Annotated in this window: 11 protein-coding genes; 6 read left to right on the forward strand and 5 right to left on the reverse strand. The window is 67.3% G+C overall.

Going from position 1 to position 14,159, the window contains the following annotated elements:
• Window positions 1-92: 92 nt before the first annotated feature.
• The 4 genes from BM133_RS33035 (at window position 93) to BM133_RS33050 (ending at window position 2,722) form a co-directional block, all read left to right on the forward strand.
• Window positions 93-653 carry a hypothetical protein gene (locus BM133_RS33035; protein ID WP_177225021.1) on the forward strand — a complete coding sequence of 187 codons (561 nt, stop codon included), beginning with the start codon at window positions 93-95 and terminating at the stop codon, window positions 651-653.
• 53 nt (window positions 654-706) lie between these two features.
• Window positions 707-1,204 (forward strand): phasin family protein, encoded by a 498-nt coding sequence (locus BM133_RS33040; RefSeq protein WP_093443560.1) that lies wholly within the window; start codon window positions 707-709, stop codon window positions 1,202-1,204.
• Between the two features lie 22 nt (window positions 1,205-1,226).
• Complete coding sequence (locus tag BM133_RS33045) at window positions 1,227-1,862, forward strand: TetR/AcrR family transcriptional regulator (RefSeq protein ID WP_093443562.1); 636 nt, start codon at window positions 1,227-1,229, stop codon at window positions 1,860-1,862.
• Window positions 1,863-1,948: 86 nt separating this feature from the next.
• The gene (locus tag BM133_RS33050) at window positions 1,949-2,722 is read left to right on the forward strand and encodes an esterase/lipase family protein (protein ID WP_093443564.1); all 774 of its coding nucleotides are present in this window, start codon (window positions 1,949-1,951) and stop codon (window positions 2,720-2,722) included.
• 48 nt (window positions 2,723-2,770) lie between these two features.
• Here the strand turns inward: BM133_RS33050 and BM133_RS33055 are convergent, their stop codons facing one another.
• Complete coding sequence (locus BM133_RS33055) at window positions 2,771-4,276, reverse strand: WS/DGAT/MGAT family O-acyltransferase (RefSeq protein WP_093443566.1); 1,506 nt, start codon at window positions 4,274-4,276, stop codon at window positions 2,771-2,773.
• Between the two features lie 241 nt (window positions 4,277-4,517).
• Between BM133_RS33055 and BM133_RS33060 the strand changes: the two genes are divergently transcribed.
• Window positions 4,518-6,242: a long-chain-fatty-acid--CoA ligase gene (locus BM133_RS33060; RefSeq protein WP_093443568.1), complete on the forward strand. Its 1,725-nt coding sequence runs from the start codon at window positions 4,518-4,520 to the stop codon at window positions 6,240-6,242.
• On the opposite strand, the gene BM133_RS33065 is transcribed toward BM133_RS33060, so the two are convergent.
• From BM133_RS33065 to BM133_RS33080, 4 genes are all read right to left on the reverse strand, one after another.
• On the reverse strand, window positions 6,203-6,961 hold the full coding sequence (locus tag BM133_RS33065) for a response regulator transcription factor (RefSeq protein WP_093443570.1): 759 nt from the start codon (window positions 6,959-6,961) through the stop codon (window positions 6,203-6,205). The two genes, BM133_RS33060 and BM133_RS33065, sit on opposite strands and share 40 nt — an antisense overlap.
• A gap of 140 nt (window positions 6,962-7,101) precedes the next feature.
• Complete coding sequence (locus BM133_RS33070) at window positions 7,102-10,320, reverse strand: bifunctional cytochrome P450/NADPH--P450 reductase (RefSeq protein WP_093443572.1); 3,219 nt, start codon at window positions 10,318-10,320, stop codon at window positions 7,102-7,104.
• 150 nt (window positions 10,321-10,470) lie between these two features.
• Entirely contained in the window at window positions 10,471-11,727 is a 1,257-nt protein-coding gene (locus BM133_RS33075; RefSeq protein WP_093443574.1) for a branched-chain amino acid ABC transporter substrate-binding protein, read from the reverse strand.
• A gap of 23 nt (window positions 11,728-11,750) precedes the next feature.
• Window positions 11,751-12,458, reverse strand: a complete 708-nt coding sequence (locus BM133_RS33080) for a TetR/AcrR family transcriptional regulator (protein WP_093443576.1) — start codon at window positions 12,456-12,458, stop codon at window positions 11,751-11,753.
• An 86-nt stretch (window positions 12,459-12,544) separates the two neighbouring features.
• On the opposite strand from BM133_RS33080, the gene BM133_RS33085 reads away from it, so the two are divergent.
• Window positions 12,545-14,158 carry an AMP-binding protein gene (locus BM133_RS33085; RefSeq protein ID WP_093443578.1) on the forward strand — a complete coding sequence of 538 codons (1,614 nt, stop codon included), beginning with the start codon at window positions 12,545-12,547 and terminating at the stop codon, window positions 14,156-14,158.
• Window position 14,159 lies beyond the last annotated feature (1 nt).

Genomic DNA, 14,159 nt, shown 5'->3' on the forward strand with positions numbered 1-14,159 from the left:
CCGACGGTTCTAGTTTTGCAGGCCTAGGCCCTTCGGAAGAAGATTGGCCCATCGCATCCAGCGACCCACTCAACTTCAAGGAAATCTTCATCATGTCCACGCAAACCACCCTCGCTTCCGCAGCCATCCACGTCGTCGGCCAGTACAACGACGCGGGCAAGACCCTGGTCGGCGCCTACCGCACCGGCGTGCATCGCCTCCTGGGCGGCGCCGCTTCGCGCTACAGCAACTTCCTGGGCAGCCGCCAGATCCCGCTGGTGAGCGAACAGATCAAGGCCAACCTGATCGGCGCGCAAGAGAAGGTCAACGGCTTCCTGGCCAACCGCCTGGACATCGACACCAGCCGCATCGTCTCGGTGATGGACCGCGTTGCCGCCGGCACCACCAGCGGCATCGAAACCGTCGCTGGCCGCGTTGCCCGCGTCGAATCGCCGGTCGCCACCTCGGTGCTGAACACGCTGAACGCCATCAACCAGCCGATCGCCACCGTCTCGGTGCAGATCGCCGACCGCATCGCCGCCGGTGCCAAGCAGATCGAAACCCGCGTGGCCGGCGTGGACAGCGACATCGCCAAGCCCGTGCGCACCGTGAAGGCCAAGGTCGCCGCGGCCAAGAAGCCGGTTCGCCGCGCTGCTGCCCGCAAGGCAGCTTGACCCCCGAGGCGCTCTGCGCCTCTTTTTCTTTCTGCTATCTGGAGCACCACTGAATGGCGACCCGCACCGATGAAACTGCAAAGTTGAAGAAGAAGGCGACGCCTGCGAAGAAAGCTCCGGCCAAAGCTCCGGCTGCGAAGAAAGCCGCGGCGCCGCGCAAGGCGGCACCTGCGGCCAAGAAGACAGCGGCAACCGCACCCGGCAAGGCCGAAGGCCTGCTGCGTGCCGGCCTCAAGGCACTGGACAACGTGCGCAGCGACGTCGCCAAGCGCCAGGCCAACGTGATCGAAGGCCTGCTCGGCATCGGGCAGGGCAAGGTCGACGCGGCGGGCGCCAAGGCGGCGCTCACCCGCGGCTTCCCGAGCCTGGACAGCTTCGGCATCCGCAAGTTCGAGGACGTGTTCGACCAGCGCGTGGCCACCGCCCTGCAACGCCTGGGCATGCCGAGCGCTGAAGAAGTGCAGGCGCTGCGCGAAGAGGTGGCGCACCTGCGCGAACGCCTCGCGCAATTCGAAAGCAACGCCGGCCCCCGTGGCAACAGCAAGCGCTGAGCGACGACAACGCAAGCCGGTTGTGGCCAGCTCCAACACCACGCGCGATCGCATCCTGCAGACCAGCCTCGCGCTGTTCAACGCGGAAGGCCTCGCGGCCGTGTCTACACACAAGATCGCCGCCGAGCTCGGCATGAGCCCGGGCAATCTGCACTACCACTTCAAGGCCAAGCAGCTGATCGTCGAGTGGCTGTTCCGGCGCTTCGAGCAACGGCTCGAAACGCTCAACGGTTCTTCGCCATCGATCTCGGCCATCGACGACCTCTGGCTCGCGCTGCACCTGCGCTTCGAGGCCATCGACGAATACCGCTTCATCTACCGCGACATGGCCTTCCTGGCCAGCGAGTACCCGGCCCTCGGCCAGCGCGCGCAGGCGCTCACCGCGCAGAACCTGCTCGCCGCACAAACGCTGTGCGAAGGCCTCGTCGCCTCGGGCGTGATCGAGACCAGCGCCGAGCAGGCGCGCATCCTGGCCCTGCAGATGGTGTTCACCACCACCTGCTGGCTGTCGTTCGAACGCCTGGTGCCCGGGCGCGACGCGCTGGCGCAGGCCGATCCCGGTTTGGCGGCTTTCTACACGCTCACGCTGGTTTCTCCGTATGTTTCCAGCGAATCGAGGGCTTACCTTGATTACCTGAGGGGCAAATACCTCGGATAAATGACGATGTCGTCCGACGGGAGAGTGCAACCATGGCCCCTCATGCTCGTCCTATAAAAGAGAAAACCCGAAAGGAAGCTGCCTCCATGACCACCGCCACCCACGATCACATCGCGCCCCCCTCGCGCCTCTTGCTGCTGGCCGAAGCGCGCGCCCTCTGGGAAACAGGCGCCGGCATCGCCATGTGGCCGTTGCTGCAGCTCACGCCGCGCGGCGACGGGCACCCGGTGCTCGTGCTGCCGGGCCTGGTGGCGAGCGACGTTTCCACCTTGCTGCTGCGCCGCTACCTCACGAGCCGCGGCTACGACGCCCATGGCTGGGGCCTGGGCCGCAACCTCGGTCCGCGCGAAGGCGTGGAAGACGGCATGGTCCAGCTGCTCAAGACGCTGCACGAAAAAAGCGGCCAGAAGGTCAGCGTGATCGGCTGGAGCCTGGGCGGCGTCTATGCGCGCCTGCTGGCCTCCGCGCAACCCGACCTGATCCGCAACGTCATCACGCTGGGCAGCCCGTTTTCCGGCAGCCCGCGCGCGACCAACGCATGGCGCGTGTACGAAGGCGTGAGCGGCCAGAGCTCGCACGACCCGCGCCGCATGAAGTTCGTCGAGCCCACGCCGCCGGTGCCGACCACCTCGATCTTCAGCCGCACCGATGGCGTCGTCGCCTGGCGCTGCAGCCTCGAGAAGACCGGTCCGCAGTCGGAAAACATCGAAGTGATGGCCAGCCACCTGGGGCTCGGCGCGCACCCCGCGGTGCTCTATGCGGTGGCCGACCGGCTCGCGCAGCCCGAGGGGGAATGGAAGCCCTTCAACCGCGGCCTGCTGGGGCCACTGGTCTATCCCGATCCCGACCGCGACATGTGAAATGCGCCCAAGAAAAAGCCGGCATCTGCCGGCTTTTTCTTGGGCGCGTCAGGCCGTCGCTCGCGCCCTGACGCTCTTTGCGGGCGCCTTTGCCGCTGGCTTCTTCGCCGGCACCGTCATCTCGTCGTTCGCAGCAGGCGTCTCCTGCATCCGCGCCATCAACAGCTTGTGCTCCACGAGCATGTAGTCGCCGATCTCGATGACGTCCGGCACCGCGCGCCGGCAGGCGATCAGCCCGTAGTCCATGCGCCCGTTGTAGCTCTGCACCGTCACGTTGAGCGCGGTGCCGTGCGCCGCGATCGACACCGGGTAGTTGCACGTCACCAGCGCCCCCGCGAAGTACATCGGAAAGGGCGCGCCCTGCACGTTGGAGATGGCCACGTTGATCATCGGCGGCAGCACGTTCACCAGCCCCGAGCGGCCGATCAGCGAGGCCATGCCCGACATGAACCACGGCGCGGCGAAGGTCGGAAAGTCATCCAGGATCAGCGGCTTGAAGCGGTTCACCACCGACTTGGATGCGTTGGACGACAGCGCGATCTGCTTCAGGCGCTCCACCGGGTCCGCGACATCGCTGGCCAGGCTCACGGTCATCCCCGTCACCTGGTTGTTGGCCGTGCTGTCGCCCGCTTCGCGCAGGCTCACCGGCACGCCCGCCACCAGCGACTTCGCGGGCAGCTCGTTGCTGTCGGCGAGGTACCGGCGCAGCGCGCCCGAGATGGTGCCCATCACCACGTCGTTGAGCGACACGCCGAAATGCCGCGCGAGCTGCTTGGTCTCGGCCAGCGAGATGGTGCGGCCCGCGAAGCTGCGCTGGTTGGTGATCGACACGTTGAACGGCGTGCGCGGCGCGAGCAGGTTGAAGCGCCGGGAGAGTGAGCGCGGGTCCTTGGCGGCCGTTGCATCGCTGCGCTGCGCGAGCCCGCGCGCCGCACGTCCCAACGCAGGCATCAGCTTCACCACCTTGATGTATTGCGCGGCCGTGTTGCGCAGCGCAGCGCCTGCCAGCTCGGCCACACCCAGCTGGTAGCTGCTGCGGCGCGCGCGCGGGCGCGGCGGCTTCACCACGCGGCCGGTGGGCGCCATGTCGAAGATGGCCTTGCCCACCTCGATGCCCGCCTGCCCGTCGATGCCCGCGTGGTGCATCTTGGTGTAGAGCGCCACCTGGCCGCTCTTCAAGCCATCGATGATGAAGAACTCCCACAGCGGCCGGCTGCGGTCCAGCAGCGTGGAATGCAGCCGCGCCACGTACTGCTGCAGCTGCCGGTTGGTGCCCGGCTGTGGCAGCGTGATGTGGCGCACGTGGTAGTCGATGTCGATGTCCTCGTCCTCGACCCACACCGGGTTCGACATGTCGAACGGCATGAGCGCGAGCTTGCGCGTGAACACGTTCGCCAGGTGCAGGCGCGCCGCGAGGCAGGCCTTCGCGTCTTCGTAGAAATCGCCCTGGTAGCCCTCGGGCAGGTCGAGCACGTTGAGCGAGCCCACGTGCATCGGCATCTCGGTGGTCTCGAAGTGCAGAAAGGTGGCGTCGACGCCGCTCAGGTGTTTCATGATGGCAAGCCTCAGGGGTGGACCTGCGATTGTTCCCATCGGCGCGCGTTTTGAGGTTGCACGACCGCCGGTGTTTACCCGGCAGCTTTGTATGCCTGCGCAGGTGCCGCGTCGGCGCCGCGCGGGCCCATACATTCCCAAGGGGAAACCCCGCATCCGAATGCGCGCGAAGGGCCTCGCCCAATCGCGGGCAACGGCGTAACGTGCGCCTGCTGTTGCCACACATCAGGGAGCCCGCACCATGACGACCAGACCCCTACTGGCTGACGCCCACCCCTGGGTCTCCTCCTACCCCTCCGGCGTGCGGTGGGACGCGCCGCTCGCGCGCACGCCCGTTCCGCAACTGCTCGAAGAAGCCGTCGCGCAGTGGCCCGACCGGCCCTTCCTCGACTTCATGGGTCGCCGCATCAGCTACCGCGAATTCGGCGCGCTGGTCGACCGCGCGGCCGCCGGCTTCCAGAAACTCGGCGTCGGCCCGGGCGTGCACGTGGGCCTGTACCTGCCCAACTCGCCGCATTACCCGATCGCGTTCTTCGGCGTGCTGCGCGCGGGCGGCACGGTGGTCAACTATTCGCCGCTCGATGCGGAGCGCGTGCTCGAGCACAAGGTCGAAGACAGCGAGAGCGACTTCCTCGTCACCCTCGATCTGGCCGCGCTCTATCCGCAGATGGCGCGGCTCATGGGGCATTCGCGCCTGAAGAAGCTGATCGTCGGCGCGCTCGACGAATACGCCGGGGCGCCCGGGCCCACGCGCGCGCACATGCAGGGCGCGGGCCTCCTGGCCCAGGTGGCCGACAACGCGCACCACATGTCGTTCGCGCAACTGCTGGACAACGACGGCCGGCACGACTACCGCCCGGTTGCCGATCCGGCCGACGCGATCGCCGCGCTGCAATACACGGGCGGCACCACCGGCCTGCCCAAGGGCGCGATGCTCACGCACGGCAACCTCACGGCCGCCTGCGCGCAGTACGTGGAGACCCTGTCGGGCGAGGAGCCCATCGTGGGTTTGGGCGAGGAGCGCATCCTCGCCGTACTGCCGCTCTTTCACATCTATTCGCTGGTGACGAACCTGCTCATGGGCATCCGGCTGGGCGCCGAAATCGTCTTGCACACCCGCTTCGACCTGGACACGGTGATGAAGACGTTCGACGCGCGAAAGATCACCATCTTCTCGGGTGTGCCGACCATGTACATGGCCATGATCAACCACCCGAAGGTGACCGAGCTGGACCTGCGTTCGCTGCGCTCCTGCGGCTCGGGCGGCGCGCCGCTGCCGGTCGAGGTGGCGCAGAAATTCTTCAAGCTCACGGGCTGCCAGATCAACGAGGGCTGGGGCATGACCGAGACCTCGCCCACCGGCAGCTTCACGCCCGCGCGCGGCCGGCGCAAGGCGGGCTCCTGCGGCATGCCGCTGCCGGGCATCACGCTGTCGATGCGCGACCTGGTCGATTCCGACGTGGAGATGCCGCTCGGCCAGCGCGGCGAACTCTGCATCTCGGGCCCGAACGTGATGAAGGGCTACTGGAAGAACGAGGCCGCCACGCAGGCCAGCATGACCGGCGACGGGTTCTTTCGCAGCGGCGACGTGGCCTACATGGACGAGGACGGCTTCGTCTTCATCGTCGACCGCACCAAGGACATGCTGCTGTGCGGCGGCTTCAACGTGTACCCGCGCACCATCGAGGATGCGATCTACGAGCACCCCTCGGTCGAGGAGGTGTCGGTGATCGGCATCCACGACGAGTACCGCGGCCAGTCGCCCAAGGCCTTCATCAAGCTGAAGAACGGGGCCGCGGCCTTCACGCTCGAGGAGCTGAAGAACTTCCTGAAAGACCGGCTCGGCAAGCACGAGATGCTGCAGGCCATGGAGATCCGCGCCGAGCTTCCCAAGACGGCCGTCGGCAAGCTCTCCAAGAAAGAGCTCTACGACGAAGAGAGCGCCAGGCGCGGCACGACCGCCTGAGGCGTCACGGTGAGCAGTTCGTAGCCGCGCTTGTAGGCGGCGCGCAGCAGCACGCCGTTTTCCTCGCGCAGGTCGAGCTTCCTGCGGATGCCGGCTGCGGCGATGTCGAGCGCACGCGCGCCCTTGCGCGGCAATTGCTTCCAGAGCGAGATCCACAGGAAGTCGCGCGTGAGCAGGTGATCGGAATTGCGGAACAGCATGAACGCGAGCTCGAATTCGCGCGGATCGAGCCTGAGTTCCCGGCCTCGATGCAGCACCGCCCGGCGCTGCGCCAGCAGGCGGTAGTCGCCGCAGACCAGGTCGTCCGTGCGCGTGGTCTGCGGCACCGGGCCGCGTGCGCGCGAGAGCAGGGTGCGCATGCGCCATTCCAGTTCATGGTCGGCGATGGGCTGCACCGCGAAGTCGACGATGGCGTGGTTCCAGTTGAGGGTGTCGAACTCGGGCGGCGCATGCCAGAGCGGCTCGTCCGTCAGCAGCAGCACGGGCAGGCCCTGTTGCCGGCAGGCGGTGGCCAGTTCGTTCCAGGCCACGGGGTCCGAGGGGTTCAGCAGCAACAGGCCGAAGCGCCAGCCGTGGCACAGGGCCGCCAGCAGGTCGCCGGCGTTGCGGAACGGGGTGGGGGCATGGCCCTTGGCGGCCAGCCTGCGTTGCAACGCAGACCGTTGGATCACATCCCCGTCCACGACAGCCACGCGCAGCGGTTCATCGGCCCTGACCATGCTCCAAGTCTCCCCGGTTCCAGAAGTTGAACGAATCGCGGGATTCGCGATGCGTCGATCTTCTTCGGGGAGGCCTAGGCGTGAAAAACTAGAACCGTGGGAAAGCTAGTCCACATGCCCCAATTTTCTTCGGGTGCAGTTCAGGTGCCCGCCCACACGTCCAGCACATAGCGCTGGTCGGCGATCATCTTGTCCATCCAGGCATTGCTGTCGTGGCCGTGCTCGCGCGCGATGTCGGTCAGGGTGCGGCGCACATCGGGCTCCATGCGCGAGCCGTCGCCGCACACGTAGATCACGCCGCCGGCTTCCAGCAGCTGCCACACGGCCGCGGCCTGCTCGCGGATCAGGTCCTGCACATAGACCTTGCGTTCGCCCGAGCGCGAGAAGGCCGTGTGCAGCTTCACCAGGCCGCGGTGCGACCAGGCCTTGAGTTCCTCCGCATAGATGAAGTCCTGCTCGGGATGGCGGCAGCCGAAGAACAGCATCGCCTCGCCCAGCGCCTCGCCGCGCTCGACCTGCGCGGCACGCTCCTGCAGGAAGCCGCGGAACGGCGCAAGGCCGGTGCCGGGGCCGATCATGATCAGCGGACGATTGGCCTCTTCCGGCAGGCGAAAGCCCTCGGCCGTGGTCTCGCGGATCACGCCGTGCACCGTGTCGCCCGCTTCGGCGCGCGCCAGGTAGTTGGAGCACACGCCCTCGAAGGTGCCGTTGCCCGAGAGCGCCGGCTCGCTCACCACGCCCACGGTGACGCTGCATCGGCCCGGCGTCATCGCCGGCGACGAAGAGATCGAGTAGTAGCGCGGCGAGAGCGGCGACAGCATTTCCAGGAACACCGCGAACGGCACCTGGCAGGCGCGGTGTTCTTCCAGCAGTTCGAGCAGCGACTTGCGCTTGTGCAGCACCTCGGCCTTGTACGCGGCCTGCGAGGCCTCGTCGCTGCCCGAGAGCGCCACGAGCTTCGGCTTGGTGAACGGGCACTCGGTGTGCGCGGCGAGCGTGGCGATCTGCTTGCGCGTGGCCACGTCCTGCAGCTCGACGTAGTCGCCCAGCAGGCGATCGACGGCGATCACCTGGTCCACCGGCAGCGCGGCCTTGCGGCCCGGCACGGCCGAAAGGCGCACGTGCGCCGAGCGGTCGAAGCCGAAGCGCGCCATCGCGCGCTCGACCTGCGCGGGGCTGTTGCGCGGCACCACGCTCAGGTGGTCGCCGGGCACGTAGTTCACGCCCTCAGGCAGCATCAGCTCGACGTGGCGGGTGGAGCGGCTGTTGTCGCCATCGCCCCCGGGGCTTTGCAGTTCGCGGTTCTCGACCACGCGCAATGCCACGGCGCCCAGCGCATCGACCAGCGCGTTCTTCTGCGGCGGCGGGAGTTCCTCGAGCGTGTAGAGCGGTTCGGCCTCGGCGGGCGTGTCGGCGCCGGCCTTGATGTCGAAGGCCTTCACCAGCGTCGGCCAGAGCGCGTCGCTCCAGTCCTGGAAGGCGCCGTCCATGTCCTCGCGCGCATCGCCTTCGCCGCGCGGATGCACGCGCGTGGCGCCCAGCGTTTCGAGCCGCTCGTCGATGCGGCGCGGCACGGCCTGGTAGGTGGCCGCCCAGTCGGTGTTGCCGCAGCCGAACACGCTGAAGCGCACGCCGTTGAGTGCGTCGTCGGCCTTGTCGAGCCAGCGGTGGAACTCCGCGGCGTTGTCGGGCGCGACGCCGTTGTACGAGGCGCAGACGATCGCCACGGCGCCGTTGGCCGGCAGCCGCTCGGCGTAGTCGTCCAGCGAAGCGACCTGCGTGGAGAAGCCGCGCAGCTCGCCGGCCTCGGCCAGTTGCCGCGCCAGGTCCTCGGCCGTGCCGAGGTTGGAGCCCTGCAGCACCAGCAGCGAGGTGCCGTGGCGCGCTGCCTGCGGCTTGCGCACGACGGGCTTGGCGGGCGTGTCCGGCGTTGCGGCCGCTTCGCCGTTGCTGCGCGGGCGCGAGGCCGGATCGCGCAAGAGCGCCTTGATCTTGAAGTTCTCCGGCTTGATCGTGAGCGCTTCCTTGATCTTGAGCTTGTAGCCCGTGTGATCGACCAGGTTGAAGCGCTGCAGGATCATGCCCAGCGTGAGCACCGCCTCCTGCAGGGCGAACTGCCGCCCGATGCAGGCGCGCTGCCCGTTGCCGAAGGGCTTGAAGGCGTTCACCGGCCGTTCGCGCTCGGCTTCGCGGCTGAAGTTGTCGGGGTCGAACTGGTCGGCGTTCTCGCCCCAGATGCCCTTGTCACGGTGCAGCGCGAGCGCATGCATGATGACCATGTTGTTCTTCTTGATCGTGTACTGGCCGCCGATGGTCGTGTCTTCCTTGGCGCGCATCGAGATCGCGGGCGCGGTCGGGAACATGCGCAGCGCTTCCTTCAGTACCTGCATCACGTACTGCAGGCGGTTGACCTGCGCATAGGTGGGTTTTTGCGAGGTGTCGCCGCCGAATACGCTGTCGACCTCGGCCTGCGCCTTGGCCATCGCCTCGGGGTTGTTCAGGAGGAAGTAGATGGCGAACGAGAGCAGGCCGCTGGTGGTCTCGTGGCCCGCGATGAGGAATTCGATGCACTCGTCGCGGATCATCTTGTCGGTGAGCTGCTCGCCGCTCTTCTTGTCCACGCCCGCGATCATGTAGCTCAACAGGTCGGGCTTGGTGGCGATGTCGGCACCGCTCGCGCGCCGCTCTTCGATGATGTCCTCCACCATCTTGTGCATGTAGCGAATGTCCTTGCGCTGCTGCGCAAGCTCCTTCTTGAGCATCAGCTCCTCGAGCGGCAGGCCGCGGCGGTTCTGCACCGTCTCCAGCGTGCGCACCATCGCATCGACGAAGGGGTGGAAGCCCTCGCGGTAGAACGAGTTGAAGCGGTAGCCGAAGCCGCACAGGCCGATGGTGTCCAGCGTGAGCGCGGTCATGTCGCGCACCACGTCCACCTCCTCGTCGAAGTTCAACCGCTCCCACTTGGTGACCAGTTGCCCGGCGATGTCCAGCATCATCGGGTGGTAGGCCTGCATCGCGCGTTGGCTGAAGTTGGCCAGGAGGATGTTGTGCGGCTTGGACCACGTCTCCTCGTGCGTGTCGGAGGTGAAGAGGCCGTGCGACGCGGCGCGCAGCCGGCGCAGGGCCCCGCGCGTGCTCTTGTCGAAGCGCGCTTCCTCGCAGAGCTCGTCGACCAGCGCGGGCGACGACACCACGATCACCGGCATGCCCGGCATGTCGAGCCAGTAGATGCCGCCCAGGTCCTGCGCGATCTTCCACATGTCGAGCACGGGGGAGTCGGAGCCGATCGACAGCAGGTTGCCGACGAAGGGTTTCTTCGCCGGATGCGGGATCGGATAGAGCGAGTTCTTGCCTGCCATTTGGTGTTGTGCCTTTGGAATGGACCCGCTTCGGAAATCCGGGAGGTATCACCCGGAGTATCCCGACGGCACAGGGGAGAGGCAGGACGGGGTTTCCCCTAGAAATTGTCTGTGCCCGTCATTCGCCCGTCATTCGCCCTTCACACCCCGCTAGGGCCGAACCATCCTGCACTCCGTGCCTTGTGCGAGCTCGTTGCCGGTGTAGACCGCATCGGTGCGGAAACCATAGTTCGTACCTTCCCAGCCCGTCTTGACCGCCTTGCCGTCCACCGGCGCGATGGTGTTCACCACCTGCGGCAGCAGCAGCTGGTGGTCTTCGGCGCGCATGCGCACCGGGCCGACCACCGAATCGAAGCGGAGGTCTTCGAGCGCGCGGGCCACCTTCACGGTGTCGGCGCTGCCGGCCTTGTCGATGGCGGCGGCCAAGAGGCGCGGCGTCATGTCGATGCGTGGCGCGAGGAAGTCCTTGCCCGTCTTGGCCTTGTAGGCCTTGGCCAGCGCATCGGCTTTCGGCGTGTCGGCCTCGCCCGGATGCCATTCGGCCACCCAGGTGAGCTGCCCTGTCTTCGCCTGCGACACCGCGGTGACCGTGCCCGGCACCGAGCCCGCGCTGTGGTTGAAGTAGCGCAGGTTGTAGCCCGCATCGCCCGCGGCCTTGAGCAGCAGCGTCATGTCCTGCCCCCAGTTGCCGGTGATGACCGAGTCGGCGCCGCTCTGGCGGATGTTGGCGATGTAGGGCGCGAAGTCCTTCACGCGGCCGATGGGATGCAGCGCCTCGCCCACGAACTGCACGTCGGGCCGCGCGAGGCCGACCATCTGCCGGCCGTAGCTTGCCCACTGCTTGCCGTGCGCGTAGTCCTGGTTGAGCAGGTAGACCTTCTTCACGTCGGGCGTCTTCTTGATGTAGTTGGCCAGTGCCTTCATCTTCATCGCGGTGTTGGCCTCGGTCTGGAAGTGCCAGAAGCTGCAGCCCTTGCCGGTCATCTCGGGGTCGATGGAGGAGTGGTTCAGCACGATGAGCTCCTTGCCCGGGTTGCGCTGGTTCCAGCGCGCCACCGATTGCACCAGCGCCGTGACCACCGACGAACCCGAGCCGCCCGTGACGATGGCCTTGGCGCCCTGGTCGATGGCCGCCTGCAGCGCGCTCTGGCTCTCCTGCGCGGAGAGCTTGCTGTCGAACTGCAGCAATTGCAGCCTGGTGCCGCCGAGCACACCGCCCCTGGCGTTGATGTCCTCGATGGCGTACTGCGTGTGCATCAGCATCAGCTCGCCGACGTTCGCGAAGGGGCCCGAGAGGGGATCGATGTAGGCGATCTTGTAGGTTGGCTGCTGCGCGTGCGCCGCACTGGCGATGCAAAGCAGGCAGGCAAGGGCGATCCGCGCCGAGGGCGCCTTCTTGAGCTTCATGGTGTGTCTCCGGAGATGGGTGGTCAGTCTTTGGCGCGCAGCCCGATCACGCGGCTCGCGAGCTTCGTGAGCTCGGCCACCACCTGGTCGGGCGAGAGCCGGCCGCCGGGGCGGTACCAGCTGTACAGGAAGCCCGGCAGGCTGCAGGCCGCGAGCGCGGTGATCTTGGTCTCGCCGAAGTCGAGGTCGCCGTCGCGCCGCGCCTCTTCGAGCAGCGGGCACAGCAGGTCGTAGAAGTGGTGCGCGAGCTTCTTCTGCGCCGCGATGTACTCGGGCCGGTACACCTGGGGCTCCCGGTACGGAAAGAAGGCGACCGGGTGGTGCGCGATGGTGGCGCGGATCAGCCGCTCGATGCCTTCGAGCACCTTCTGGCTCGCGCGGCGCGCATCGTCGGCCGCGAAGTCGAGCGCGGTGAAGCAGTCGACCGCGGGGCGCCAGGAGAGCGTCTCGAAGATCTCCTGCTTGTCGCGGAAGTAGTAGTAGACGAAGGGCTTGGTCACGCCGAGCGCGCGAACGATCTGCGCCATCGTCGTGTTGGCGTAGCCCTGCGCGGCGAAGAGCTGCGCGGCCGCCTGCAGGATGCGCTCGCGCTGCGTGTCGGTGCTCTGCGTGGCCGCGCGCTGGCGGCCCGTGCCTTGCGGCAGGTGCGGCTGCGCCGTGGTGGCGGTCGCTGTCTGCTTGGCTTTGTCGGCCCCAGAGGGTTTGTGCCGTGTCGCGGAAGTTATACCCATGGGTAGGATTGTTCGTGCACCATGCACCCATTGGCAAGCGCCTGCCCGGTGCAGGCGGCTATCGATAACCCTGAGAAAGAGACGCCATGGAGACACTGCCCGACCGCCCGCAACAGCCGCTGCACGCGTACCTGCGCACCCACGCGCGCGAGCGCGGCGACCGTGCCGCCTGCATCTGGTACGGCCATGCGATGAGCTGGTCCGAGCTCGACCGCGCGAGCGATGCCTTCGCTGCGCGCCTGCAGGCCATCGGCGTTGCGAAAGGCGAGCCGGTGGTGCTCTTTCTCAACAACTGCCCGCAGTACCTGGTCGCGCACTTCGGCATCCAGAAGATCGGCGCCATCGTCTGCCCGAGCGGTCCGCTCAACAAGGAACACGAGCTCGCCTATCAGGTCAACGACCTGAAGGCGCGCGTGATCGTCGCGGCCGCGCCGCTCCTGCCGGTGGTGCGCAAGGTGCAGCCCGAGAGCGCGCTCTCGCATGTGTTCGTGGTGCACTACGCCGACCTGCTGCCCGCGCCGGTCGCGCTCGACCTGCCGGCGGAACTGGCCGCCGAGCAGAAGGCGCAGCGCAACGTGCCGGCCGATTGCGAAGACTTCCTCGCGGTGATGAAGACAGGTGCGAAACCAGAGCCCGTCGCCATCGACATGGACGACGTCGCGCTCATGACCTACACCTCGGGCACCACGGGCCTGCCCAAGGGCGCGATGCTGAGCTACGGCAACGCGCTCTTCAAGACGCGCGCCGTGGTCGACTGCAACGGCGTGCGCCCGGACGACGTGCTGCTCTCCATCGCGCCGCTGTATCACATCGCCGGCATGCTGATGGGCGTGAACGTGCCGGTGCTCGGCGGCGCCACCTCGGTGCTGCTGCACCGCTTCGATCCACGCGCGGTGCTGCAGGCCATCGCCACGTACAAGGTGAGCTGGTGGTACAGCATCGCGCCGATGAACGTGGCGTGCATGCAGGTGGCCGACATCGCGGGCTTCGACCTCACGAGCCTGAAGATGAATCCGGTGACCAGCTTCGGCATCACCTTCACCGAACCGCTGGCCGCGCAGTGGCGCTCGCATGCCGGCAACTGCACCTCGTTCGAGGCCGCCTACGGCCTGAGCGAGACCCACACCTGCGACACCTACACGCCGCACCATGCGCCGCGCTGGGGCACGCAGGGCATCGCGGTGCCGGGCGTCGCGATCCGCATCGCGGACGCCGACACGGGCGCCGACATGCCCACCGGCGAGGTCGGCGAGATCGTGCTCACCAGCCCGGGCACCTTCAAGGGCTACTGGAACAAGCCCGAGGCCACCGCGGCCACCTTGCGCCACGGCTGGGTGCACACGGGCGACATGGGCAAGCTCGATGCAGACGGGTATCTCACCTTCATCGGCCGCTTCAAGGAAATGATCAAGGTCTCGGGCTACAGCGTGTTCCCGGAAGAGGTCGAGACCATCCTCATCAAGCATCCCGCGGTGGCGCAGGCCGCGGTGATCGCGCAGCCCGACGCCGAGAAGGGCGAGGTCGTGAAGGCCTTCATCGTGCGCAAGCCCGATGCCGAGCTCGAAGCCGACGCACTCATCGCCTGGTCGCGCGACAACATGGCGAGCTACAAGGCGCCGCGCGCCGTGAGCTTCATCGATGCATTGCCCACCACCGGCGCCGGCAAGGTGCTGCGCCGGTTGCTGAAAGACAAGACCTGAA

Source organism: Variovorax sp. 770b2 (assembly GCF_900115685.1).
In the GTDB taxonomy this organism is placed as follows: domain Bacteria; phylum Pseudomonadota; class Gammaproteobacteria; order Burkholderiales; family Burkholderiaceae_C; genus Variovorax.